General features: G+C 39.7%; 21 protein-coding genes and 2 pseudogenes. 17 read left to right on the top strand and 6 right to left on the bottom strand.

Annotated features, from left to right (window positions below; translation table 11 throughout):
- Nucleotides 1-37: 37 nt before the first annotated feature.
- Nucleotides 38-1,114, bottom strand: coding sequence for a FecR family protein (locus tag P20480_RS16965; protein ID WP_008126375.1), 1,077 nt, complete (start codon nucleotides 1,112-1,114; stop codon nucleotides 38-40).
- A complete protein-coding gene (locus P20480_RS16960) occupies nucleotides 1,111-1,683 on the bottom strand; it encodes an RNA polymerase sigma factor (RefSeq protein ID WP_006794666.1) in 573 nt (190 codons plus the stop codon). The genes P20480_RS16965 and P20480_RS16960 overlap by 4 nt, the downstream gene beginning before the upstream one ends.
- A gap of 120 nt (nucleotides 1,684-1,803) precedes the next feature.
- On the opposite strand from P20480_RS16960, the gene P20480_RS16955 reads away from it, so the two are divergent.
- Nucleotides 1,804-2,319 (top strand): DUF2937 family protein, encoded by a 516-nt coding sequence (locus P20480_RS16955; protein WP_008126381.1) that lies wholly within the window; start codon nucleotides 1,804-1,806, stop codon nucleotides 2,317-2,319.
- Here the strand turns inward: P20480_RS16955 and P20480_RS16950 are convergent.
- A complete protein-coding gene (locus tag P20480_RS16950; RefSeq protein WP_006794668.1) occupies nucleotides 2,299-3,186 on the bottom strand; it encodes a LysR family transcriptional regulator in 888 nt (295 codons plus the stop codon). The genes P20480_RS16955 and P20480_RS16950 overlap by 21 nt on opposite strands.
- A 124-nt stretch (nucleotides 3,187-3,310) precedes the next feature.
- On the opposite strand from P20480_RS16950, the gene P20480_RS16945 reads away from it, so the two are divergent.
- From P20480_RS16945 to P20480_RS16910, 8 genes are all read left to right on the top strand, one after another.
- On the top strand, nucleotides 3,311-3,961 hold the full coding sequence (locus tag P20480_RS16945) for a peroxiredoxin-like family protein (protein ID WP_008126385.1): 651 nt from the start codon (nucleotides 3,311-3,313) through the stop codon (nucleotides 3,959-3,961).
- Nucleotides 3,961-4,722 carry a haloacid dehalogenase type II gene (locus P20480_RS16940; RefSeq protein WP_008126386.1) on the top strand — a complete coding sequence of 254 codons (762 nt, stop codon included), beginning with the start codon at nucleotides 3,961-3,963 and terminating at the stop codon, nucleotides 4,720-4,722. The genes P20480_RS16945 and P20480_RS16940 overlap by 1 nt, the downstream gene beginning before the upstream one ends.
- A 167-nt stretch (nucleotides 4,723-4,889) precedes the next feature.
- Nucleotides 4,890-5,495 (top strand): PilZ domain-containing protein, encoded by a 606-nt coding sequence (locus tag P20480_RS16935; RefSeq protein WP_006794671.1) that lies wholly within the window; start codon nucleotides 4,890-4,892, stop codon nucleotides 5,493-5,495.
- A 106-nt stretch (nucleotides 5,496-5,601) separates the two neighbouring features.
- Entirely contained in the window at nucleotides 5,602-6,657 is a 1,056-nt protein-coding gene (locus P20480_RS16930) for an agmatine deiminase family protein (protein ID WP_008126390.1), read from the top strand.
- On the top strand, nucleotides 6,654-7,547 hold the full coding sequence (locus P20480_RS16925) for a carbon-nitrogen hydrolase (protein WP_008126391.1): 894 nt from the start codon (nucleotides 6,654-6,656) through the stop codon (nucleotides 7,545-7,547). The genes P20480_RS16930 and P20480_RS16925 overlap by 4 nt, the downstream gene beginning before the upstream one ends.
- A gap of 49 nt (nucleotides 7,548-7,596) precedes the next feature.
- Nucleotides 7,597-11,070, top strand: a complete 3,474-nt coding sequence (gene mfd / locus P20480_RS16920) for a transcription-repair coupling factor (protein ID WP_008126393.1) — start codon at nucleotides 7,597-7,599, stop codon at nucleotides 11,068-11,070.
- On the top strand, nucleotides 11,070-11,906 hold the full coding sequence (locus tag P20480_RS16915) for a peptidoglycan binding protein CsiV (RefSeq protein WP_008126395.1): 837 nt from the start codon (nucleotides 11,070-11,072) through the stop codon (nucleotides 11,904-11,906). Before mfd ends, P20480_RS16915 begins: the two co-directional genes overlap by 1 nt.
- Nucleotides 11,907-11,925: 19 nt before the next feature.
- On the top strand, nucleotides 11,926-12,177 hold the full coding sequence (locus P20480_RS16910; protein ID WP_008126398.1) for a hypothetical protein: 252 nt from the start codon (nucleotides 11,926-11,928) through the stop codon (nucleotides 12,175-12,177).
- A 48-nt stretch (nucleotides 12,178-12,225) separates the two neighbouring features.
- On the opposite strand, the gene P20480_RS16905 is transcribed toward P20480_RS16910, so the two are convergent.
- The 3 genes from P20480_RS16905 to P20480_RS16895 all read right to left on the bottom strand — a co-directional run bounded on the left by P20480_RS16905 (nucleotide 12,226) and on the right by P20480_RS16895 (nucleotide 17,366).
- A complete protein-coding gene (locus P20480_RS16905) occupies nucleotides 12,226-13,578 on the bottom strand; it encodes a hypothetical protein (protein ID WP_008126399.1) in 1,353 nt (450 codons plus the stop codon).
- A gap of 133 nt (nucleotides 13,579-13,711) precedes the next feature.
- A complete protein-coding gene (locus tag P20480_RS16900; RefSeq protein ID WP_008126401.1) occupies nucleotides 13,712-16,156 on the bottom strand; it encodes a TonB-dependent receptor in 2,445 nt (814 codons plus the stop codon).
- Between the two features lie 784 nt (nucleotides 16,157-16,940).
- Entirely contained in the window at nucleotides 16,941-17,366 is a 426-nt protein-coding gene (locus P20480_RS16895; protein WP_008126407.1) for a hypothetical protein, read from the bottom strand.
- A 337-nt stretch (nucleotides 17,367-17,703) separates the two neighbouring features.
- On the opposite strand from P20480_RS16895, the gene ccoN reads away from it, so the two are divergent.
- From ccoN to P20480_RS16860, 8 genes and pseudogenes are all read left to right on the top strand, one after another.
- Nucleotides 17,704-19,137, top strand: coding sequence for a cytochrome-c oxidase, cbb3-type subunit I (gene ccoN / locus P20480_RS16890; RefSeq protein WP_006794295.1), 1,434 nt, complete (start codon nucleotides 17,704-17,706; stop codon nucleotides 19,135-19,137).
- A gap of 12 nt (nucleotides 19,138-19,149) precedes the next feature.
- Entirely contained in the window at nucleotides 19,150-19,824 is a 675-nt protein-coding gene (ccoO, locus tag P20480_RS16885) for a cytochrome-c oxidase, cbb3-type subunit II (protein WP_006794296.1), read from the top strand.
- A 5-nt stretch (nucleotides 19,825-19,829) separates the two neighbouring features.
- Nucleotides 19,830-20,015 carry a CcoQ/FixQ family Cbb3-type cytochrome c oxidase assembly chaperone gene (locus P20480_RS16880; RefSeq protein ID WP_006794297.1) on the top strand — a complete coding sequence of 62 codons (186 nt, stop codon included), beginning with the start codon at nucleotides 19,830-19,832 and terminating at the stop codon, nucleotides 20,013-20,015.
- Entirely contained in the window at nucleotides 20,012-21,046 is a 1,035-nt protein-coding gene (locus P20480_RS16875) for a c-type cytochrome (protein ID WP_008126414.1), read from the top strand. The genes P20480_RS16880 and P20480_RS16875 overlap by 4 nt, the downstream gene beginning before the upstream one ends.
- A gap of 149 nt (nucleotides 21,047-21,195) precedes the next feature.
- A pseudogene (locus P20480_RS16870) lies at nucleotides 21,196-21,686 on the top strand (FixH family protein).
- Nucleotides 21,687-21,694: 8 nt separating this feature from the next.
- A pseudogene (locus P20480_RS17435) lies at nucleotides 21,695-24,071 on the top strand (heavy metal translocating P-type ATPase).
- A complete protein-coding gene (ccoS, locus tag P20480_RS16865) occupies nucleotides 24,068-24,235 on the top strand; it encodes a cbb3-type cytochrome oxidase assembly protein CcoS (RefSeq protein ID WP_006794301.1) in 168 nt (55 codons plus the stop codon). Before P20480_RS17435 ends, ccoS begins: the two are co-directional and overlap by 4 nt.
- Complete coding sequence (locus P20480_RS16860) at nucleotides 24,228-24,899, top strand: sulfite exporter TauE/SafE family protein (protein WP_008126423.1); 672 nt, start codon at nucleotides 24,228-24,230, stop codon at nucleotides 24,897-24,899. The genes ccoS and P20480_RS16860 overlap by 8 nt, the downstream gene beginning before the upstream one ends.
- Nucleotides 24,900-24,952: the final 53 nt, after the last annotated feature.

Below are 24,952 nucleotides of genomic sequence, written 5' to 3' on the forward strand. Positions count from 1 at the left end.
CTTTATCTAACATATGTCTGATTTGCATAGCTGCTTCTTATGATTTTGTATTTTGCGTAAGCGTAACTGAGTGTTTACCTTGGCGTTCATGATTAATAGCAAAGTTAGTGTGTAAACTTTCTAGCAACCCAGCCACATCACCTGCTTTAAAAACACCCGCTACTTTAATAGACGCAAGTTCTTCAGACGATAATTTAAAACGTGTAGAAGTATAACGGCTCACTTCGTTTAAGGCATCGCTAAGCGGCTCACCATTAAAAACAAGCATGCCATTTTGCCATGCTAAGTCACGTTCAACATCATCAATAGAAAGCTGGGTAATTGGTTTGGTGATGCTTTTTTCTATAACGGCTTTTTCGCCAGATGTAACTATATTGGCGTTAATTTGGCGAATTTTATCTGCGTTTTTGTCAGCTGACTGGTATGCTTTAAAGTCACTGGCATCCACCGCCACACTCGGATCGGTGATCATTACTTTGCCTTCGGTTACCACCAGTTCTAAATCTGAAGATGTATTACGCTGAACATTAAACACAGTACCCAATGCTGTAAAACTCTTATTGCCAGCCATTACACTAAATGGACGAGATGCATCTTTAGCAACGTTAAAACGCCCTTCTCCTCTGTTGAGCAATAGCTGTCTGCGGCCTTTGCTATAGGCAACTTCTAATAAACTATTGGTGTTTAACTGCACAATAGTGCCGTCGGGTAATGCGTAAGTTGCTTGCTCGCCAACTTTAGTTTTATAAATTTTAGTGTAATTAACTTTTGCTAATTGTTGGCTGTAACCATTTTCTAAGTTGATTAATAGATAACTACACACCATAAGTGCTGCAAATAAACTTGCTGCAATAGACGTTGAAACCAGCCATTTTTTCTTGGGTTGCTTACTATTACGATGAGGGAATAAATTACTGAGCTCGTTTAAAACAGATATTTCATCCCATAAGTGGGCTAGCTCGTAAAGCGCATCTTGGTGGGCGTTGCTCTGCATCATCCACAATGTAAACTGCTCTTTTTCATCTTTTGATAAGCCACGGTCAATGGCGCTAATCCAGTTACAAGCTGTTTCTAATATTAAATCTTTTGAAGTAAATTGATGAACATTGCTCATTTTGCAACCCTCTTTACTGTTAACGGATGAAGAGAATTGTCGTGCTTAGTTTTTGCCACTTGGCTTTGATCGTGTTCGCGCATATAAAGCATGGTTTTTAATAACCCTTTAGCAATGTGTTTTTCAACAGTACTCTGACTAAGCTGCATCTCGCTTGCGATCTCTTTTTGGCTCATGCCATATACTTTTTTAAGTATAAAACATTTACGGGTTGATGGGCTTAACTGCTCAGTTGCTTTACAAAACAGTAAAAAACGTTCTTTTGACGTGTATTCATCTTCGAGCTGCATTGACTTTAGCAACACAGGTAATTCACTGTCGTCGTCTAGAGAATCATTAAATTTGTTGTCCCACTTAGCAACATGGTTTAATGCTAAATGTTTAGCGGTTTTTAACATGTAACTACGGGTATATTGAATATCTTGTTTTAAATCAGCCTCGTAGCTTTTAATAAATGTTTCTTGCACAATGTCGTCTACATCATCGGGCTGTACTATTCGTGAAACAAAGCGTTTAAGTTGGCTTGAAATATCAACAAATGTTGACGCAAATTTATTCTTTTTGGTCATCTTTAGTAAACACCTGTTGTTATTATTGTTAGCGTAAGATTACGAGTTTTGAATATAAAAAACTAGTTAAATGTAAATTTTTAGTTGTATAAATGTCATATTTTTTTATTAGGAGAATTAATGGGTAAAATTTTAGACTATATCCGACTGAGTTTTTTTGCTTGCGGGCTACTTTTAGGCGTACAAATACCCGCGTTTGTGAGTGATTTTGGCCAAGCATTAAACGCACAATTAGTGGAGGCAAATAATGCAATAGCGCCTTTTCAAAAAGACGCTAAAAAATACTTTAATAACGACCTGGCTAAGTTAATAAAGCACTATGAAAATTTAGGCGATGAAATTGTGGGAGAAGGTGCCAATCATATTCAAACTCTCAACCAACGTCAGCAAACTTTGGCGAGGGCTGTTGATGAATTTTCAAACTCGCCTTATCTGTTTACACTGCGTAGTGAGTTACACACTATAAAACAGCAAGTATGGCAACGTTTTGAAGGGCAAATAATTTTAAAAACAGACTCAATTACCGCAGCAATTATCACCGCAATAATCATTGCGTTTATTGCAGAGCTTACAGGCTTTTTGTTTATGGTTTTAATTAAACGCGTTTATATGCGATTAATCAGTGCGTGCGAATAACGATTTCATAAAGTCAAAAAACACATCTGTTTTTCGGGTTGTTAAGCTATTTTGTGGCCGTAAAAACCATACAGGGGCATCGCTTTGTGCAAGTACGTTAGGCATCACCTCTACTAATGTGCCATTTTTTAGCTCATCGTTTATTGCAAGCCTAGACTTTATAGCAATGCCGTGGCCCGCAATGGCAGCTTGCGTCATGTTGTCTGAATTTGAAATGGTAAAGCGCGTTTGTGCATTAAACGTGTGAATTTTTTGTTGGGCATCATAAAGCTTTAATTGGCGTTGCCATGGCAGACAGACCCAAAAATGTTTTTCTAACTCTGAGATGGTTGTTGGCATTGAATGCTTTTTTATATAACTAGGCGCAGCACATAATACACGACTGTTATTGACTATTTTACGAGAAAGCAAACCTGAATCATTTAATTGCCCTACACGAATAGCGACATCTTGCGCATCATCAACTACGTTTACAAACTGATCGGTTATTAAAAAGTCTAGTTTTAGATCTGGAAAAGCATGCTCAAATTCATTAAGCCTAGGCATTACATATTTAGAGAAAACCCAAGGTGGCATAGTTACTCTTAATAACCCACTTACCGATGAACTACGTGCGCCAATACTGTGCTCTGCATCACGTAATGCTTCAATTATGGCACCTATGCGGGTGTAAAATACTTCTCCCGCGGGTGATAAACGCACTCTTCTGCTATCTCTAAACACAAGCACTGTAGCGAGCTCTCGCTCTAATTTACTTAAGCGATGACTGACTGTTGCAGGTGATAAACGCTGTTCACGAGCGGCTGCCAGCACCCCTTTATTTTCAACCACGGCAATAAACGTTTCTAGGTCACTTAAACTGTACATAAAAACCCACAATGTCTTTTCAATGTTTAATATTTTCGAATGAAGCTTTCAGTTTTGCAATGTTTATTTAAATATTTAAAACCATATACTTTTGACCAAGTTTAATAATTGATGAGACTAAGCCATGAGTTTAAAAGCACAAATAGATGCATTTAATGTTCAAAAAGAAGCTAATTTACCCGCAGACGTTTTAGCATTAATGAATACAACAAACGAAGAATTAATTGCTCAGCACATACGAAATAATGCCTTACAGGTTGGCGATAAAATAGAAAACTTTATTTTGCCAAACCACCTAGGCAAAAATATAGAATTGGCCGATTTATTAGATAAAGGCCCTGTGGTTGTTAGTTTTTACCGTGGCGCATGGTGCCCTTATTGTAATTTAGAATTAAAAGCACTGAACGATTTTTTACCTCAATTTAAAACTAAGAGCGCTCAATTGGTGGCAATTTCTCCTCAGCTACCAGATCAAACCTTAACGACTGCCCAAAAAAATGAGCTCGAGTTTGATGTGCTCTCAGATGTTGGTAATAAGGTTGCACAGCAATTTGGCTTATTATTTACACTCGATAAACGTATTCAAGAATTATACACCGGGTTTGGTATTGATTTTGAACACACTTACGGCGATAAAACATACCAACTTCCCCTACCTGCCACTTACGTGATTAACCAAGAAGGTGTAATCACTTATGCATTTTTAAACGAAGACTACACACTTCGCGCTGAGCCAAGTGATGTAATGGCCGCACTTGATGGAGAAAATAAATAATGCCTTTATTAAAATCATTAAAGCTAATAAGTCTTACACTTGCCCTTGGCGCAAGCTTACTGAGTAGCTCAGTGAACGCTGAAGAAAGTAAAGAAAAACCAAAAGTACTTATTTTTGATGTAAACGAGACCCTGCTTGATCTAACAAGTATGCGCGCCTCGATTGGTAAAGCGTTGGGTGGCAGAGAAGATTTACTGCCTCTTTGGTTTTCAACCATGTTACATAACTCGTTAGTAGATACAGTGACCGGTGATTATCACGATTTTGGCCAAATTGGTGTGGCTTCGCTTGCTATGGTGGCAAATAATAACAATATTAAAATTACCAACGAGCAAGCTAAAACGGCTATTGTTACACCACTTTTATCATTACCTCCACATAGCGATGTGAAAGACGGACTGGCAAAACTAAAAGCGCAGGGCTATAAGTTAGTAAGCTTAACTAATTCGTCAAATAAAGGCGTTAAAACTCAATTTGAAAACGCAGGTTTATTGTCATATTTTGACGCGCGTTACAGCATTGAAGATATAAAAATATATAAACCTGATTTACGTGCCTACGAATGGGTACTTAAAAAGTTAAACGTAGCACCTAACGAGGCTATGATGATTGCTGCACATGGTTGGGATGTAGCGGGCGCTAAACAAGCGGGCTTACAAACAACTTTTATTGCACGCCCAGGTAAAGCGTTATATCCGCTTGCGAAAAAACCTGATCACGTTGTGAAAGATTTACATGAATTAGCCGCTCTACTTAAATAACGAGCGCAAATTATAAAATCAATACCCAAGCGGCCATTCTCAGGAAGAGTTTGACCGCTTTTTTATTGCTAAAAACCGCGTGTAAACAATGTATTTAGCCCTTTTAACTGCTAGCAATTTACCCCTCACAACGCTACTATTTAAAATAACACGTCGTGGAGATAATTATGAATAGTCAAAGATTAAGCGAGTTTGAAGAGTATTTTCAAATAAACGAGAGCATTAGGGTTAATTTGTTTGCTGTATCTAATGAGCAAGTACCTAAATCTCAGCTAGCACTTGACGATGATATCCCGCCTCTTTTTAGATTAGCTAATGAAGTGAGTGAGCTTGAACAAAGCTCGTTACGTCCACTTCGAAACTTAGGCGATGTAGCCCAAGAACTTGCTGCATTTTTGCAGGCACAATCGCGAAAAATAGATTTAATTATGAGCCATATTTTGGCCTCAGAACAAGCGCAAGAAAATGCTATACACTGCGATAGCTATGGCGGCGGAGGTATTAAGTTTACGTCGTCTGATGTGTATTCTATTGGCCAATCGTTTAGGACAAAACTTTTTTTGCATCATGAGGCATCGGCTGTTTACTGCTACACAGAAGTGGTTGCCATAGAAAAACAAGATAACGACCACTACCAATACACAGTGCTTTTTACATCTATCAGAAACACTGATCAAGAATTAATAGTAAGAGCAAGTTTACATGCGCAAACGCGCCAACTAAAAAAACGCCAAGAACTAGAGCAACCATTAGACGATTCAAGCTCTGAATAATTGGTTTTACAATACAGTTTATATGGCAAAGCAAACCTATTTTTCAAGTGACTTGGAAGTAGCACAACTGCTAAACTAGCGATATCTCTATTTGTATAAAAATGCCATGAACTTTAGACTTTTACCTGAATGGGCTGAGCAAGACGCTGTAATGCTAACTTGGCCACATAAACATACCGATTGGGCCGATAATCTAGCCCGTGTTGAGCCAGTCTATGTTGAGCTTGCAAAGCATATAACACACTACCAATTTTTAGTTGTTGTTGCTCACGACAAAGCCTTAAAAGCACATATCACTGCACTACTTAACCAAGCCAATATTAATTTAGAGCGTGTTCATTTTGTTGTAACACCCACTAATGACACCTGGGCGCGCGATCATGGCCCACTAACATGTGCAAATATTAATGATAAGACCAAATTAAAGGTCTATGATTTTACATTTAATGGTTGGGGCAACAAATTTGAAAGCGCACTCGACAACCAAATTAATAAAGCGGTTGTTGAACAGCTAAGCCATGCAAACAATGATTACCAAGCCCTAGATATGGTGCTTGAAGGTGGCGGTATTGAGATAAACGAGCACGGCGTATTGCTAACAACAAGCGAATGTTTGCTTAACAAAAACCGTAACCCTGACTTATCGAGCCAAGACATAGAAGCCTTATTAAAAACGCATTTAGGTGCCACCAATTTTTTATGGGTCGATCACGGTTATTTAGCTGGCGACGATACCGACAGCCACATTGATACCCTAGTACGATTTGCACCAAACAATACGCTTGTATATGTACAATGTGATGATGAAAATGACGAGCATTTCACCGCACTAAAAGCAATGGAAAACCAACTGAAAAGCTTTAAAACGGCAGGTAACACCCCATATAATTTAATTGAACTACCGTGGCCTAAGGCAGCGTATGACGATGAAAATTCACGCTTACCTGCAACCTATGCCAATTACTTAATTATTAACAATGCAGTGCTTGTGCCTACATACAACGATGTAAACGACGACCTTGCATTAGCACAGGTTCAAATAGCGTATCCGCAGCACACTATTATTGGCGTGAATTGCCAGCCTATAATTGAGCAATTTGGTAGCCTTCACTGTATTACAATGCAATTACCGCGTGGATTTTTAGCTGGAGCAGCACAATGACAAGCCCTGCAAAATTAACCGTTGCTTTAGTGCAACAAAGCAACAACGATAACGCCGATGAAAACATGGCTAAATCAATAAAAGCCATTCGTGAAGCTGCTCAAAAAGGGGCTCAGCTTGTTGTTTTACAAGAGCTTCATCGTAGCCTTTATTTTTGCCAAACCGAAGACGTTGATGTCTTTGACCTGGCAGAAACCATACCTGGGCCAAGCAGTAACACCTTAGGTGAACTCGCTAAAGAGCTCAATATTGTGGTTGTGGCGTCACTGTTTGAGAAGCGCGCAACAGGCTTGTACCATAATACTGCAGTGGTGCTTGAAAAAGACGGTAGTATTGCAGGTAAATATCGCAAAATGCACATACCTGATGACCCTGGTTTTTACGAAAAGTTTTACTTTACCCCAGGCGACTTGGGCTTTGAGCCTATTCAAACATCGGTAGGTAAATTAGGTGTGTTGGTATGCTGGGATCAGTGGTTTCCAGAAGCTGCGCGTTTAATGGCTATGGCTGGTGCTGAGCTATTAATTTACCCAACCGCTATTGGCTGGGATCCCAATGACGACCAAAATGAGCAAACACGTCAAAAAGATGCATGGGTTATTAGTCAACGTGCCCATGCGGTCGCAAATGGAGTACCGGTGATTAGCTGTAATCGTGTTGGCCACGAGAGCGACCCAAGCGGACATAGCAGCGGCATTCAATTTTGGGGTAACTCTTTTATTGCCGGCCCTCAGGGTGAGTTTTTAGCGCAAGCTAACAACATCGATGAACAAATATTAGTGGTAGAAGTTGATCAAAAACGCTCAGAAAACGTAAGACGTATCTGGCCGTTTTTGCGTGATCGCCGAATTGATCACTACAGCGACCTTACAAAAATATACCGCGACTAATTAAAAGAATGGCTCTTACCTGTTAAGGGCCAATCAAATGGAGTAATAAATGGCGTTTGAGCAATGGGCAGCCTTGCCTTGGGTAAAATCTCAAAAAGATAAAATTCAGTGGGGGCAGCTAAGCGGAAGTGGTTTAAGTATTGCCATTGCCGAAGGTGTTAAACAGCAAGAGAACTTAGTATTAATTGTTACACCCGACACCCCCAGCGCGCTGCGCCTTGAAACAGAGCTAGAATATTTATTACCTAACAATCCGGTAATGGTATTTCCTGATTGGGAAACCTTGCCTTACGATCATTTCTCTCCTCATCAAGATATTATTTCTGCGCGTTTAGCTACATTAAATACCCTAAAAAAAGAACAGCAAAGCGTATTAATTGTGCCTGTGTCTACGCTTATGCTGCGAACCGCTCCGGCCTCGTTTATTTATGGTTCGACAATAAACTTTAAAGTAGGCGATAAACTCGACACACATAATTTTAGGCAAAACTTAGAGCAAGCCGGTTACCTAAACGTGCAACAAGTCATGGGACATGGTGAGTACGCAATTCGTGGCTCAATCGTCGATTTATACCCAATGGGTAGTCCACATCCATTTAGGCTCGACTTTTTTGATGACGAATTAGACACCATTCGTCTATTTGATGTGGAAACGCAGCGCTCTGATGAAAAAGTAGATAAAATTGAACTGCTACCAGCGCATGAATTTCCAACAAATGAGTCAGATATTGAGCGTTTCAGGATTGGTTACCGTGAAAAGTTTGGTGCAAGTTCGGAGCAAGACTCTGTTTACATGCAAGTTAGTAAAGGAAACTGGCCAGCTGGTATTGAATACTACATGCCGTTATTTTTTGAAAGCCTAGCCACTATTTTTGACTACCTGCCTGATAATACCACCGTTATGCAGTTAGGCGATTTAGAACACGCTGCGGATAATTTTTGGCACGATGTTAATGTTCGTTACGAAAACCGTAAAGTGGATCCTCTGCGCCCACTACTTGAACCAAATGCCTTATATCAGCCAATTGAAGAGCTGTTTTCTAACTTAGGGCAATTTGCGCGTATTCGTTTATCGCTTGCCAAGCTGGGCACAAAAGCGGGTAATAAAAATTTATCCGTATGTGAATTACCTGCAATAAGAATAGATCATAAACAACACGAGCCCTATGCGGCATTTATAGACTACGTTACAGCACAAAAGAAGAAAAAAAGTCGCATATTACTGAGCGTTGAGTCGGATGGTCGACGTGAGTCTTTACTCAACATTTTGAAACCCAGCGGTTTAAAGTTTAAAGAGTTTGATACCTTTGAACAATTTACCCAAAGCGATAGTGATGTAGGCTTAATTGTAAGTCCGCTTGAGCAAAGCGTTGTGCTTGGCTCTAAACCTTCATTATCAATTATTACCGAACAAGAGCTGCTAGGTATTAAAGTCTCGCAGCGCAGACGCCGTAAACATAAGTACGAAGCAAGCCAAGACGCCCTAATTCGTAATTTAGCTGAGCTCAAAGAAGGTCAGCCTGTTGTGCATCTTGACCACGGTGTTGGCCGCTATCAAGGTTTACAAACTATTGATGCAGCAGGTGTAATTACAGAATTTGTGACCATAATATACGCCGGTGAGTCTAAATTGTATGTGCCTGTGTCGGCACTACATATGCTTAGCCGTTATTCAGGCGGCGAAGAAAGCAGTGCACCACTGCATAAGCTCGGCTCTGATGCATGGGAAAAGGCAAAAAAACGTGCTGCAGAAAAAGTCCGTGATGTAGCCGCAGAGTTACTTGATATATACGCACAGCGCCAAGCTAAACCAGGCAATAAATTTACTCTAGACGGACAAGCCTATCGCCAGTTTAGTGAAAGCTTTCCGTTTGAAGAAACCGACGACCAGCGTAATGCAATTGAAGCAGTATTAGGCGACATGCAATCAAAACAAGCGATGGATCGTTTAGTGTGCGGTGATGTAGGCTTTGGTAAAACCGAGGTCGCTATGCGTGCAGCTTTTGTTGCTGTTAACGATGGTAAACAAGTTGCCATTTTAGTGCCCACTACCCTGCTTGCGCAGCAACACTATGAGAATTTTAAAGACCGTTTTGCTGACTTCCCTATCGAAGTGGGTGTGCTTTCTCGTTTTAACTCAACCAAAGAGCAAAAAGACACGCTAGAAAATATGGCGAATGGCAAGCTAGACATTGTTATTGGTACCCATAAACTTATTCAGCAAGACATTAAATTTAACGATTTAGGGCTACTCATCGTAGATGAAGAGCATCGATTTGGGGTACGCCAAAAAGAAAAAATCAAAGCGCTACGTGCAGATGTCGATATTTTAACGCTTACCGCAACACCTATTCCTCGAACGCTCAATATGGCAATGAGTGGCATGCGCGACTTATCTATTATTGCTACACCACCGGCCAAACGCTTGGCGGTTAAAACCTTTGTTCGCCAACGTGATGTGGAGCTTATTCGCGAAGCCATTTTGCGTGAAATTAAACGTGGTGGCCAAGTGTACTTTTTGCACAATAACGTTGAAACAATTGAACGCGTGGCGCAAGAATTAAGTGAATGGGTACCTGAAGCAAATGTGATTACCGCTCATGGGCAAATGCGCGAGCAAGAGCTTGAGCAAATAATGACCCAGTTTTATCACCAAAAATACAATGTAATTGTGTGTACAACCATTATCGAAACCGGTATTGACGTACCCACAGCAAATACCATTATTATGGATAGAGCCGACAAACTAGGCTTAGCACAATTACACCAATTACGTGGTCGTGTAGGCCGAAGCCACCATCAGGCATATGCCTATTTGCTCACAGGCGACCCTAAAGCATTATCAAAAGATGCCAGCAAACGTCTACAAGCAATTGAATCATTGGAAGATTTAGGCGCTGGTTTTGCACTTGCTACACACGATTTAGAAATTCGTGGTGCAGGTGAGTTATTGGGTGACGATCAATCTGGGCAAATGCAAACTATTGGCTTTAGCTTGTATATGGAAATGCTTGAGCAAGCAGTAAATGCACTGCGTGAAGGTAAAGAACCCACTCTTGAAAACCTCTTACAAAAACAAACCGAAGTTGACTTAAAACTGCCTGCATTACTGCCTGATGATTATATACATGACGTAAATGCACGATTAGGTATGTACAAGCGTGTAGCTAGTTGTGCTAACCTAGGCGACATTGATGAGTTACAGGTAGAACTAATAGACCGATTTGGTTTATTACCTGATGCAGCTAAAAACTTATTTAGTTTGCAACAACTTAAAATGCAAGCCAGTAATTTAGGGATAACAAAAATAGAGGCAAACCCTAAAGGCGGCTACTTTGAATTTAGCCAAAACACCAAGGTTAATCCTAGCTTCATTATTGGGCTGATACAAAGTGCACCGCATATTTATAAAATGGAAGGCGCAAATAAATTGCGCTTCGCGATTAGTGAGGCAAATGCCCGCGAACGCTTAAAAATGGTCACTGCTATGATTGCAGATTTCGAAAAAAAGGTTAGCCATTAATGTTGCTAAAAAAATCGCTGGTAGTTTTATGTTGCTTATTTAGCAGCACTGCAGTTGCAGAGCGTTGGTTTGAAGCTGAGGTGCTGATATTTAAACAGCACCCTGCCCCCTATTTACAAGAAGACTTTAGTTTAAAACACGAGGCTATTGAAGATAAAAACACGCTTGATTTATTAACGCCACTTTATACCGAGCAAGCCATGCAAGCCTGTATTGATGGCGATACACGTTTTCAAAAGCGTTCATTTACGGATTCGCTCGTTAATGACAACCCACGCTCGGGTGTTTGCGATGCAAGCACCGACTATGTTCAAAGTTACGATACATTGCCTGTTACACCTGTGGCACCGGCACTTGATACCATGGAGCAACCCTACTTACTTGCCCCAGAGCAGTTACAATTTAAAACGCAGTTTGAGCAACTAGACCGTAAAGGCTTAACGCCTATTTTACATACTGGTTGGCGTTTTGAAGCAAAAAGTAAATCACGTGCGCCAAGCATGCACTTATTTGCCGGTGAGCTAATCAAAACACGCGTTTTTGATGTGCCGCGCTATTCAAATCCAGACTTTGTTAGTTTACTAGAGCCCCAGCCTAGCTTATTTAACGACCCCGATGAATCAACTAGTAAATGGGAATTAGAAGGGTTATTTAAAATTCACTTGCGTCACTATTTATTTATCACTGCAGATTTTGATATTAGCCAAAAACTACAAAGTGGTGATGTAGAGTCATCACGGTTTTCACAATTTAAACGTGTAATAAGTGGTGAAATTCATTACTTTGACCACCCTCGCATGGGCATGATTGTCCAAATTAGAAAATTTAAACATTAATACTTAATAGGATACAACAATGAAAAAACTCCTAATTATTGCAGCTACACTAAGCTTGGCTGCATGCTCTAAAGTAACAGTAGAAAACTACGAAAAAATTAAGATTGGTATGGATAAAGCTGAAGTAGAGGCTGTATTAGGTAGCGCTGACAACTGCGTAGAAAAAACACTTCATACTAACTGTGTTTGGGGCGACGAGTCTAAAAATATAGAGATTACACTCGTTTCAGACAAAGTGACTTTATACAGTAAGCACGGCTTAACTCAATAAAGTCGTGTATAAAAAAGGGGGATAGACTGTGGTCTACTTCCCCCTTTTTTATTTTTTAGAATAAATGAGCTCAATGTTGACTATTTTACTGCGATTTAAGGTAATTTTATAACGCTGATAAAGTGTTTTATCACCTTCTGTGTGCACCAATACCATATTTAATTGATAACGTCGCTCAACGGCTTGTTTTGATATTTTATTGCTATCTAAATGGTAAAGCTTACCTTCACCACGTTTTAAATAACGGGCAAATGGCGCTAGGTTAAATTGCAGTGTTTGCTGCAACGTATCGTATCCAGGTAGAAACTCTTTGGCCGACACGCGCGTTTCACTCGCAAAGTGCAGCCATTGCGCAGCCTGTTTGTTTTGCTGGCGACGTTTTGAAAAAATGGTTTGAACTTCTTTCGGTATTTTTTTAAAACGCGTGTACTCAAGCCAAATAAACTGGCTGGCTATTTTGTCTTTGGTAATACTATTTTTAAAGGTAAATCGCCATTTTGGCCGCCCTTGAACTATTGCGCGCCAAATTACACGGGTGATATCTTCTTTAAAAATTTCACGCAAACCATAAATTACACCCAGTATCAAAATAAGAGTCGCTGTTACCTCTGTAAAACTGGAACGCGCATTAAGAATTACCAGCATCACAAACGCCATAATAACCGCCGTTACCGTCCCCTTTACTAAGCGCTTTAGGTAACTATTTAAAAAGCGAGTATTGCGCTGAAGTATTACTCCATGCTCAATTAAACGTTGCAATAAACGCATTTTATTTGTGATTCGATTAGCGTCTTGAAGGGTTGTTTCAGAGTTATAGTTTTTATCTGCTCTGTACACGTTTTCGCTTTTACAAAATTGCAAAAGGTCGTTCCGCTCTTTAGCAAAATCGCTACTGCGCGGGCCTTCATCTAGTAATTTTAAAAATGATTGCTCAACGTGCCAACTCAGATAGTTATCTGCGTTTGTATAAAACGGCAGTAACTTTTCATCATCCGGCGTATAACGGCGTAGCTTTTTTAATAGGCCTTCACTTTGCTCAAATAATTCATTTGCACGATTATAAAACTCTTCTGCCTCGCTTAACTTAAGCGCATCCTTAATATCAGCATCGAGCGCTAAACGCACTTGGTAACAAAATAAGTTTAGATTTTGCCTGTAGTCTTGCTGTTCGCCTTTGTTTTTACTTACAAAACGGCTTCGTACTAATGGCAAGTGAATATTGTTAGCGTTGTAAGCTAAGTGAGATTTGAACTGATTGTTGAAGTAAGATTCTTCGCTCAGTGTTTTAGGGTTTATTCCCATTTCGTTAGGAATAGAAAAGTACAGATCAATACGCTGCTCTGAACGCGCATTTAACTCGGGCTCAATGACAAAAGATAAATTTTCGTCTTGTTTTAACAATCAACTCTCCTTTTTCTATTCGTTTTAGTTTACTTGCCTCCAGTAATTTGTTCAATAAAAAAGGCCCCGTAAACACGGAGCCTTGCGAGTTTAAATATTTAACTTAAACACTGGTTAACGTATTTGTTTGAAGTTAAAACTTATAGTTAATACTTGCGAATACTCGTGAACCAATTACGTCGTAAATCTCAGGTACGGTGCCCATGTCATTTCCGCCAAGTACTTCTTCTGGCTCTTTATCAAAAATATTATTCATACCACCTGTCACTTTCAGTGACTCATTTAGGTTGTACGTCATTGAAATATCGTGGTAAATAATATTGTCTGTGCTGAACGACTCGCCGTAGTAGTCGCCACTCATGCCACGAATAAAGCGTGCGTTATAAAGTACACTAAACGCATCAGACAAATCGTAGTTTACAGATAAGTTAGATTTGATTTTAGAATAGCCACCAATGTTACCGTCAATAGTCCCCGTGTAATCAATATCATCTTGCTCAAATTCAACCAAGTAGGTTGTATCTAAGTTAATACGGTAGTTGTCGGCGGTATAACCAATGTTCCAATCAATACCTGACGTTTTTTGAGAGCCAACATTGGTTAATGCTGAGCTTAAGTTTGATAAATCACCCGCTGGGGTAATATTTACCGAATCACACGACTGCGTGTCGCCCGCAAAACAGTTGTTCATTTCGTTTTGTACATCTAAACGCGTGATGGCGTTTGTAATGTCAAACTTCCAGTAGTCAAGTGTTGTAGATAAACCATCAACTACTTCCCACACCATACCAAATGTAAACGAACGGCTTTCTTCTGCTTGTAAGTCTGCATCACTGGTGTAATTTACCAAGATTTGTGCGTCTTGCTCGTTACCCCATGGATCGGCTAGGTAATCGTAAGAGCCCGAGTTGCCACCAAATAGTTCAGCAACATTTGGCGCTCTAAAGCCGGTGGCTAGAACAGAACGAACCATAAATGAATCTGTTACATCCCATGTAGCACCCAGTTTCCAGGTTGTTTCACCACCAAACGTAGAGTAATTATCGTAACGTGCAGCCCCTTCAAGTGTCACGACTTCTAATACCGGCATCGATGTTTCAAAGTAGATAGACTGTACCGAATAGTCACCTTCAGTAGGGTCTTGCTGTGCTGCTGTACTTTGACCCAATTGTGTAATTAAATCGGGTGTGTAAAAACCACTTTCAAAACGGTTCTCTATACCTATTGCGTAACCAATATCGTTATCGGTTAGTGCGCTGTAACCTGCAGATAAGATAAACTGCTCATTTCCACCTTCATTGCTTTCAGTGTAAATAGAATCGTTAGCAGTTAAAAAGTCACGGCTAAGTGCATCACCACTAAACCAAATTGCTTGGTTTGCGTAAATACTTTGCTCTACTTGGCTTGCATTGATCGAGTTTTGTACTTTATCTTTTGAGTCGTTTCTGCCGTATGTAGCACTTACATCCCAGCTTGCATCGTTATCTAAGACGCCTTGTAATGCCACTGATGCACGGTATGTGTCTGTTGTTTGCTCGTATATTCGCGGGCCAGCATCAACCATTCTTCTGCGATACTCTAGCGAATCGGCAAGCTCACCGTCGACAATAAACGCATTGGTGTATTCGTTATCAAGGTTTGCTGTCAGTAAATCTACACTGGCTGGTTGAGGTGCCAATTGTTGTGATGAATCACGGCGTGTATACATAAGGTCAACATTGAATGTGGTATCAGCGTCTAGCTCTTTATCAAAGCTTGTAAATAAACTGTACAGATCGTTTGGTGTTTGTGCATAACTCGATGTAGTAAAGTCGTACGACGTTGTTCTATCTGCAAACTCACCATTACCTTCGTATGTTTTACCGCCTAGCGTACCTTGTGGAATAAACGAAGACTGCCCTGCAGGCACAAAGCTACGATCTGATTGAATCACCTCGCCACGGCTTGAAAACTGTGCACCAACAACTAAGTTACCATCGGCAACCTGCATGCCGTGTAATAAGCTAGTACCGTAGTTGTTACCATCACCCTTAGTTGTGCGACTTCCTTCAACATTAAGCTCAGTACCTTCAAAATCTTTTTTAGTGATAATGTTAACAACACCAGCAATTGCATCAGATCCATACACCGCTGATGCACCATCCTTTAAGATTTCAATTGATTTGATCATTGCAACAGGAATGGTATTTAAATCAACTGAAGAGTCTGCACCGGTACCAGAAGAAACCATACGACGACCATTTAATAACACTAGGGTACGTTGTGACCCCATGCCACGTAAGTTAACAGTTGCAGAACCACCTGAACCATTATTACTTGAAGCACCAAGGCTTATACCCGCAGCAGATGGCTGAGTTGAGAGAATGTCGGCAACAGAAGTGAAACCACTTTTTGCAATAAAGTCATCGCCAATAACGGTAATTGGACTGGCTGTTTCCATATCAGTACGGTTGATACGTGAACCCGTGACCTGAATTTTTTCGATTGAATTTGCAGCTTCGTCTGCTGCTAGTACATGTACACTTGAAAACATTGGGATGGCTGCTATTACAGCTAGACCAAGAGTCGATTTAGTCATGAAAGAATCCTACTTGTTGGAATTTACCAAGATTGGTAATGCTCATTTGTTATAAGAAGAATGAGTCGGCAGGCAACTTAAGCGCACTTAACTGAACGAAAACTTAACGCTTGAGTGGTTTTTGACAAAGACAAAAAAGACCAACCTAAAAAAGGTACAAAGGTTACTACTTGTTTCATTGTTAATATAAAAATACAATTTAAAATTAATAAGTTAAAATAATTTTTATACAATTAAAGTACAGATGAAATCAAACACCTCTACTTTGTAATCAAATGTAATTACACCTGTTGTTTAGCAATGATTCAGGTATTAACAACTTAATCACACCCCATTATTAAAAAGGTAAAAGCACCTGAAAGTTGCTAACTCATAAGAAAAGCTTTTGGTTCATAGTGAATAATAAGTTCGCTTATTTTTCTTGGGTATAACTGCTCAAAATTTGGTCTACACTATATGAATAATGTGAGATGTTGATATTAACTATGGTTATAAATCAAATTAGTTGGCTGGAACAAATCCGGCATTTGCGAAAGCTTAACTTTGTGACTACGCACTTTTGACAGGACTAATTAAAAAATTAGTTTTAGATGTATTTTTTGAAATTTTAGCACTAATGACTGAAGGGTTAGTGCATTTAATTAATTACGTTTTGCTGCGCATTGGTATTACCGGTTCAAGTTTGAGCCTATCAAAAAGAAAAGTTTATAAGCTTAGGTAAACAACAAATTTGGGATAAAACGTGATCGGTTAACTGGTTAATTCGTAATATTATTAAAGCTCGTTAGTAGGTAACATAAAAGTAATAGTTAAGGGTATCTTCGGTTGAAGTGATTGTATTTATAACAGTTAATTCAAGGGTCCAAAGCATATTGTTTTCTGAGCAAATGCCAACCATGGTTTCGCTTTGCCACAAATCTCCTTGCTGTACAAACTGCTGCGGGATAAATCCCATGTACATAGTTATGCCTTTTAATTTTGCTTGGCTGATTTTTGTATTGTTGGGTAATTTGCTGAAAATTGTAAAAGGTGTTTCAGGTGAAAGAGATTGATCACTGAGCCACACTTTCACTTTATTTGGGAAGGTACATTCTTGATTAGGTTCGCAGTTTGAATTTTTATGTATTCTTGCGTCTTTTTGATTATCAAAATCACAGGCGGTCAACAATAAAAGTAGCAAAAACACATAACATAATTGGGTTGCTTTCATAAAAATTCGCTCCGAATAAAAGCAGATACTAATAATCAAGCTTATAAATGACAAGCATGGCCCACTAAATAATCAAATTTAGGCACTCAGCTAATCAAAAAATAGACAACAAAGCCACAAAGTTTGATTGATGTCATAATATTACGTAATTGACCTATCTTTTTTAGGCCAAAAAATTTATTATTTCCCTCGCAAAAATTAGGGTTTCTCGAGTTTGTTTTCTGAAGCATTCATGCTTTGAACGTTTTAGGTAACATGCTTGTGAAGTAATAGTAGGCCCCACTTTTTAAGTGGGTAATTCATTTCTAAACGCATTTATTGCAGCGGAAGCCAGAAAATGAGCCAAACAGTAGCATCACAAACTGAGTATAACTATAAAGTTGTACGCCAATTCGCTATTATGACAGTGATTTGGGGCATCGTTGGCATGAGTATTGGGGTTCTGATTGCTGCCCAATTAGCTTGGCCAGCACTTAACTTTGATACACCATGGTTAACTTACTCTCGACTACGTCCGTTACACACGAACGCAGTAATTTTCGCATTTGGTACAAGTGCACTTTTTGCGACGTCTTATTACGTCGTACAACGTACTTGTCAAACGCGCCTTTTCTCAGACAAACTTGCCGCAATTTCATTTTGGGGCTGGCAGCTAGTTATCGTATTAGCAGTAATTACTTTACCATTAGGTATTACAAGCTCTAAAGAATACGCTGAACTAGAATGGCCAATCGATATTCTAATCGCTGTTGTTTGGATTATTTATGCAGTTGTATTTTTTGGTACTTTAATTAAACGTAAGGTATCGCATATCTACGTTGCTAACTGGTTCTATGCTGGCTTTATCATCACTGTTGCAGTACTGCACATTGTGAACAGCATGGCAGTGCCTGTATCGTTAACTAAATCATACTCTATCTATGCAGGTGCAGTAGATGCGATGGTTCAATGGTGGTACGGTCATAACGCTGTAGGTTTCTTATTAACCGCTGGTTTCTTAGGTATGATGTACTACTTTGTACCTAAACAAGCAGGTCGCCCTGTATACTCTTACCGTTTATCGGTCGTTCACTTTTGGGCGCTTGTATCTCTATACATTTGGGCTGGTCCTCATCACCTTCACTACACTGCACTTCCAGATTGGACGCAAAGTTTAGGTATGGTTATGTCAATTATCTTATTCGTTCCATCTTGGGGCGGTATGATTAACGGTATAATGACCTTATCGGGTGCGTGGCATAAACTGCGTACTGACCCAGTACTTCGTTTCTTAGTTGTATCATTATCTTTCTACGGTATGTCTACGTTTGAAGGCCCAATGATGGCAATTAAATCTGTGAACGCGTTATCTCATTACACAGATTGGACTGTAGGCCACGTTCACTCAGGTGCACTTGGTTGGGTAGCTATGATTTCTATTGGTGCTATTTATCACCTTATCCCTGCACTATTTGCACAAGGTCGTATGTACAGCATTAAGCTTGTTAACACACACTTCTGGTTACACACTGTTGGTGTTGTTTTATACATTGTTGCAATGTGGATTTCAGGTGTAATGCAAGGTCTTATGTGGCGTGCAGTAAATGCTGACGGTACATTAATGTATAGCTTTGTTCAGTCTTTAGAAGCATCACATCCTTTCTACATAATGCGTTTTGTTGGCGGTGTATTCATCGTAACAGGTATGTTAGTTATGGCTTATAACGTTTTCCGTACAATTTCAGCTGAAAAAGAATCACTGAAGTTAGACGCGCAAGCACAATTAGCATAACGGAGTGAGATGATGAGCAATAAAAATTCACAAAACAAACACGAAATAGTAGAAAAAAACGTTGGTCTTATGGCCATACTGACTGTTTTTGCTATTAGCTTTGGTGCATTAGTTGAAATTACTCCACTTATGTTCCAAGACGACACAACAAAACCAGTAGATGGCTTACGTCCTCTAAATGCGTTAGAAATGGAAGGTCGCGATATTTACGTGCGTGAAGGTTGTTATAACTGTCACTCGCAAATGATTCGCCCTTTTCGTGACGAAGTTGAACGTTACGGCCACTACTCTGTAGCAGGCGAGTCAGTATGGGATCACCCTTTCCAATGGGGTTCTAAACGTACTGGACCTGACCTTGCTCGTGTTGGTAAACGTTACTCGGACGATTGGCATTATGCTCACTTAGTGAACCCGCGGGATGTGGTTCCTGAGTCTAATATGCCAGGTTTCCCTTGGTTAGCAGAGAACACCGTTGATACCAGCTTAACTCTGAAAAAACTACAAATTTTCCGTGATACATTCGCTATTAACCCAGAAAACCCAAAACATCCGGGTTTAGGTTACGGTAGCGATGAAGAACTAATAGCTGACGTTGCCAAAGTTGATGCAATGAATGACGGTAAAGGTGCAACAGAAATGCAAGCCCTTATCGCTTATTTGCAACAGCTTGGCACGCACTTGAAGTAATTATTATGGATTACGGAACATACAGAGGCATTTTAACTCTGGTAATTTTAGTATTGTTTATTGTGATTGTTGTATGGGCATACAGCAAGCGTACCAAAAATCGTTTTGACGACGCTGCTAATGCCATTTTTGAAGATGAAAAAAAACATAACAACACACTCTCTAACGAGGAAAAGGAGTCTGAAAAATGACTAGCTTTTGGAGTATTTGGGTTATTGTTTTAACCCTAGCATGCTTACTTATTATCTTTGGCCTATTAGTGTGGAACTTAAAAAACTACGCTGGTGTTGAAGAAGGTGAAGATTGTGGGCATGAGTATGACGGTATTACCGAACTGAACAATCCGCTACCTAAGTGGTGGACTTACATGTTCTTCGCAACGTTTATTTGGTCTGTTTATTACCTAGCAGCATACCCAGGTTTAGGTAACTGGGAAGGGTTAGGTAAATGGACAAGCTCTAATCAGGGTATTACCTCTTTAGCGGAATCGAAAGAAGCCGTTAAGTTAGCAGCTGAAGAAGGCCGTTTTGTAAAACTTGATAAAGAGTATGAAGCAGCAGAAGAGCGTTTTGGTCCTATTTTTAACCGACTTGCAAAAGTACCTGTTTTAGATTTAGTTCAATCTAAAATTGATGGTGATGCAGCGCAGCAGCTAGCTCTTGAAAATGGCACAGAGCATGAGCAAACAGATGGTCAATTAGCGCTAGAAATTGGTCAGCGTTTATTCTCTCAAAACTGTGCACAATGTCACGGGTCTGACGCGCGTGGTGGTATTGGCTTCCCTAACCTAACTGATAAAGACTGGTTATATGGTGGCACACCAGACAAAATTAGAGAAACACTCCTAATTGGTCGTGTTGCAGCTATGCCTCCTTGGGGTGCAGCATTAGGTGAGCAAGGTATAAAAGAAATGACAGCACACGTGTTGAGCCTTTCTGGTCGTACAGTTAACCAAAAAGATGCAGCCGCTGGTGCAGCTAAGTTTGCTATGTGTGCAGCGTGTCACGGTGCTGACGGCAAAGGGTCAGTTGCTCATAACCTACCGTTTGGCGCACCAAACTTAACCGATAACATATGGTTATACGGTGGTTCTCAACGTGCCGTTGAAGAAACACTGCTTAACGGTCGTGCCGGTGTAATGCCAGCGTGGAAAGACATTTTAGGTGAAGATAAAATCCACCTTTTAACTGCGTACGTTTACAACTTATCGCAAGATAAATAAGCACGCTGTTAATAGAATGTTTATAAATTAATTTATTAAATTCAATAGATTAATCCAGATCAAAAAAGCCTCCACTTGGAGGCTTTTTTTTAGTCTTTTACGTACAATTACTATAAAATAACCTCTTCAAAACTAATATTAGAGTCACTATGCAACCTACTCCGTGGTATAAAAACTTTTGGCCTTGGTTTTTAATTTTTTCCCGCTAGCAGCTATTGTTGGCTGTATTACTTTACTAATAACGGCAATTGGCAATGGCCCAGATATGGTCGTTGATGATTACTATAAAAAAGGTAAAGCAATTAATTTAGAGCTCAGTAAGTTCGAGAAAGCAAAAGCACTTTACTTACATGGTGAATTAGCCGTAACTAACGACCGAGTGAGTTTTAAATTTACCAAAGGCGATAGCAGTAATGTATCGGCTTTAAAAGTGTCGTTTTACCACCGTACAATCAAAGCACACGACTTTGAAGCAACACTTACAGCTAATGCAAACAAAGAATTCACCGCACTTCTTGAAAATTACACTGAAGGTGCCTATTCCATTTTTGTTGAACCTATCGATAAAACATGGAAACTAAAAGAAAACATTACCCTACCTACGGTTGAAACCGTTTTAGTTACGCCTAACTATAAGTAGTTATTATTATGTCTAATTCTTGCTTTCATTGCCTTGAAAGTGTGCCAAAGGGATTTAGCGCCACAGTAACAATAGACGATACCCCTCAGCCAATGTGTTGCATTGGCTGCCAGGCCGTAGCGCAAAATATTGTTGAGCAAGGAATGACTGATTACTACAAATACCGCACAGTCAGTGCGGGTAAAGTAGAGCAACTTGTTCCTGAGCAATTGGCATTTATTAAAAGTTACGACAACGAAGATATTCAAGGTGAATTTATAGCCACAAGTAACAATATTTCAGAGGTATTACTGAGTGTTGAAGGCATTACGTGCGCCGCATGTGCGTGGCTTATAGAAAAGCAATTATTGAGTTTAAACACTGTAAAACGGGTAGATGTAAATACCTCAACTAACCGTGCGATGATCCAATGGGACAAAACAGCAACTCCCCTGAGTGATGTTATTACCGCCTTGGCTAAAATAGGCTACAAAGCATATCCATTTCAGGCCGATACCGAAGCACAACAAAAACAACAAACTAGCAAAAGCATACATTCGCCGCTTGGGTGTGGCAGGCCTAATGACAATGCAAGTAATGATGTTTGCATTTGCCATGTATTTTGGCATGTTTTCAGGTATGGATAGTAATTTTGAACAGTACTTTAGATGGATAAGCCTTGTATTAGCTTCTCCTGTTATTTTGTATAGTGCGCTGCCCTTCTTAACCAACGCAATTAACGGCTTAAAAGCTAAACAGCTTAATATGGATTTACCTGTTTCTTTAGCAATTTTTGGCGCCTACGGAGCCAGTTGTTATGCAACTGTTATGCAAGTTGGTGAGGTATATTTTGAATCTATTTGCATGTTTACCTTTTTATTATTATTAGGTAAATATTTAGAATTTAGAGCGCGTTTAAAAGCGAGTGAATACACAGCAAACCTTCAAAAGCTATTACCTCTAACAGCTCGCACGCTTACAGATAGTGGTGAAGAGCTAATTATTGCGGCTAAAAAGCTTAAACTTAATGATGTTGTACTTATTAAAGCAGGTGAAACCATTCCCGCCGACGGCGAACTCATTAAAGGTAAAACGACGGTTGATGAATCAATGATGACCGGCGAACACCAACCGGTTAACAAATTCATAGGCCATAATGTGTATGCCGGCTGTGTAAACCACGATGGTGTTATTGAAATTAAAATAAATAAAATAGGTCAAAACACCCTTTTAAATCAAATTATTCGTCTGCAGCACAATGCGCTCACAAAGCGGCCTAAGCTGGTCGAAATAACCGATAAAGTAGCACAAGGGTTTGTAGCTTGCTTATTGGTATTTGCCTCGTTGACTGCCATTGGTTGGTATCAAATTGATCCCGAGCATGCTTTTTGGATTACTATTTCAGTATTAGTCGCAACCTGCCCTTGCGCTTTAAGCCTAGCAATACCGACAGCTCTAACCTGTGCAATTGCCAGCCTAACCAAAAAGGGGATTTTAATTAAACAAGCCCATGTACTTGAAACCCTTTCAAAACTAACCTTATTTGCGTTTGATAAAACAGGCACACTCACACAAGGTAAATTTAGCCTTGATGAAGTAGATATTATCGACAACAGCTACTCAAAAGATGATGTAATGGCTATTGCAGCAATGTTGGAGCGCTTTTCTGAGCACCCGATTGCAAGTGCATTTGACGGCTACACTCCAGCAAAGCATAGTCTTCATAACATTGAAGTGCACGCAGGTTTAGGGATTAGTGCAAAAGATGAAACCACCCACTACGCTATAGGTAAAAGTGGTTGGTTTGACAGTAAAAAAACAAACGCGCAAGCCAGTTTGTATATAAACAAACACGTTGTGGCACGTTTTTATTTTGTCGATAAAGTAAAGCACGATGCTCAAAGTTTAATTAAATCGTTACATGGGCAGCAATTAACTTGCCACATGCTTACTGGCGATGCGTCAGATGCGGGCAAAAAAGTAGCTAAGCAATTAAACTTAGACAGCGTGCAATCTGGTTGCTCACCACAAGATAAACAAACAGCCGTAGAGGCATTTTCATCTCAAAATGAGGTGGTCGCTATGGTGGGTGATGGCATAAACGATAGCCCTGTATTTGCAAGTGCCCATTTGTCTATTGCAATGGAAACTGGCGCTGATATATCAAAAAACAGCGCCGATGTTGTACTGCTAAATAGCGATTTAGCGTCTATTGATCACTTACTCAATATAGCTAAACAGACTCGGCGTATTATTAAACAAAACCTAACATTGTCTTTATTATATAATGGTTCAATATTACCGCTTGCAGCACTTGGGTTAGTTGCTCCATGGATGGCCGTCATTGGTATGTCTGCCAGCTCAATTATTGTGATTTGTAATTCACTAAGGCTATTAAAGTTATGAGCATAATTTATATTTTGATCCCCATTGCCATATTGTTTGTGCTTATTGCCATTGGTGTATTTTTTTGGGCGGTAAGAAGCGAGCAGTTTTCTGATTTGAACAAACAAGGCCACAGTATTTTGTTTGAAGATGACAAAGAGCAGCATAACAAAAGTAATGATTGACCCTTTATACATTAGCGCATTTTTAATGGGTTTGATTGGCAGCGGCCACTGCATAGCAATGTGTGGAGGAATTGCCAGCTCTTTACAATTAGCCAGCGACAAACGTAAAACACTTACCTATTCATTTGCTTATAATATAGGGCGAGCAATAAGTTACATGCTTGCAGGCTCACTCGTTGCGGGTATAAGCAGCCAATTTGCTAAACAAAACACATCATTTTCTATAACGCTTTCATTTATTGCAGCAATTTTTATGCTGTTGGTAGGCGTTTACATAATGCGCTTAGGACCTACACTTCAATGGCTTGAAAAAGTGGGTAAAACACTTATTTGGCGGCATATTGTTAAGCTTAACAAATATTTAATGCCGGTTGACTCAACAGTTAAAGCCATAGGCTACGGGGCTTTATGGGGCTGGCTTCCGTGCGGTTTGGTTTATTCAGCGCTAACCTGGGCAATGACGAGCCCCACAGCATTTGATGGCGCAATGGTTATGCTATGTTTTGCACTAGGTACATTTCCTGCCATGATCACAGTAGGGATCACTGCGCAAAAACTCAATAGCATTATAAATCATCCTTGGACCCGAATAGTATTAGGCAGTGTTATAATTTGGTATGGTATCTACTTATTGATTATTGCAACCGACAAGTTAGTACATTAATGTTAAAATGTATTAACCTTTTCAGGTTTATTTCCCTCTGTATATAAAAACTA

Source organism: Pseudoalteromonas sp. BSi20480 (genome assembly GCF_000241365.1).
In the GTDB taxonomy this organism is placed as follows: domain Bacteria; phylum Pseudomonadota; class Gammaproteobacteria; order Enterobacterales; family Alteromonadaceae; genus Pseudoalteromonas; species Pseudoalteromonas marina.

Bases quoted from the DNA above. Each gene is read 5' to 3' on its own strand.
- P20480_RS16900 (WP_008126401.1), bottom strand. From the start codon at position 16,156: ATGACTAAATCGACTCTTGGTCTAGCTGTAATAGCAGCCATCCCAATG.
- P20480_RS16955 (WP_008126381.1), top strand. From the start codon at position 1,804: ATGGGTAAAATTTTAGACTATATCCGACTGAGTTTTTTTGCTTGCGGG.
- P20480_RS16930 (WP_008126390.1), top strand. From the start codon at position 5,602: ATGAACTTTAGACTTTTACCTGAATGGGCTGAGCAAGACGCTGTAATG.
- P20480_RS16895 (WP_008126407.1), bottom strand. From the start codon at position 17,366: ATGAAAGCAACCCAATTATGTTATGTGTTTTTGCTACTTTTATTGTTG.
- P20480_RS16960 (WP_006794666.1), bottom strand. From the start codon at position 1,683: ATGACCAAAAAGAATAAATTTGCGTCAACATTTGTTGATATTTCAAGC.
- P20480_RS16915 (WP_008126395.1), top strand. From the start codon at position 11,070: ATGTTGCTAAAAAAATCGCTGGTAGTTTTATGTTGCTTATTTAGCAGC.
- P20480_RS16880 (WP_006794297.1), top strand. From the start codon at position 19,830: ATGGATTACGGAACATACAGAGGCATTTTAACTCTGGTAATTTTAGTA.
- ccoO (WP_006794296.1), top strand. From the start codon at position 19,150: ATGAGCAATAAAAATTCACAAAACAAACACGAAATAGTAGAAAAAAAC.
- P20480_RS16935 (WP_006794671.1), top strand. From the start codon at position 4,890: ATGAATAGTCAAAGATTAAGCGAGTTTGAAGAGTATTTTCAAATAAAC.
- P20480_RS16965 (WP_008126375.1), bottom strand. From the start codon at position 1,114: ATGAGCAATGTTCATCAATTTACTTCAAAAGATTTAATATTAGAAACA.
- P20480_RS16910 (WP_008126398.1), top strand. From the start codon at position 11,926: ATGAAAAAACTCCTAATTATTGCAGCTACACTAAGCTTGGCTGCATGC.
- P20480_RS16860 (WP_008126423.1), top strand. From the start codon at position 24,228: ATGATTGACCCTTTATACATTAGCGCATTTTTAATGGGTTTGATTGGC.
- mfd (WP_008126393.1), top strand. From the start codon at position 7,597: ATGGCGTTTGAGCAATGGGCAGCCTTGCCTTGGGTAAAATCTCAAAAA.
- P20480_RS16950 (WP_006794668.1), bottom strand. From the start codon at position 3,186: ATGTACAGTTTAAGTGACCTAGAAACGTTTATTGCCGTGGTTGAAAAT.
- P20480_RS16940 (WP_008126386.1), top strand. From the start codon at position 3,961: ATGCCTTTATTAAAATCATTAAAGCTAATAAGTCTTACACTTGCCCTT.
- ccoN (WP_006794295.1), top strand. From the start codon at position 17,704: ATGAGCCAAACAGTAGCATCACAAACTGAGTATAACTATAAAGTTGTA.
- P20480_RS16945 (WP_008126385.1), top strand. From the start codon at position 3,311: ATGAGTTTAAAAGCACAAATAGATGCATTTAATGTTCAAAAAGAAGCT.
- P20480_RS16875 (WP_008126414.1), top strand. From the start codon at position 20,012: ATGACTAGCTTTTGGAGTATTTGGGTTATTGTTTTAACCCTAGCATGC.
- P20480_RS16925 (WP_008126391.1), top strand. From the start codon at position 6,654: ATGACAAGCCCTGCAAAATTAACCGTTGCTTTAGTGCAACAAAGCAAC.
- ccoS (WP_006794301.1), top strand. From the start codon at position 24,068: ATGAGCATAATTTATATTTTGATCCCCATTGCCATATTGTTTGTGCTT.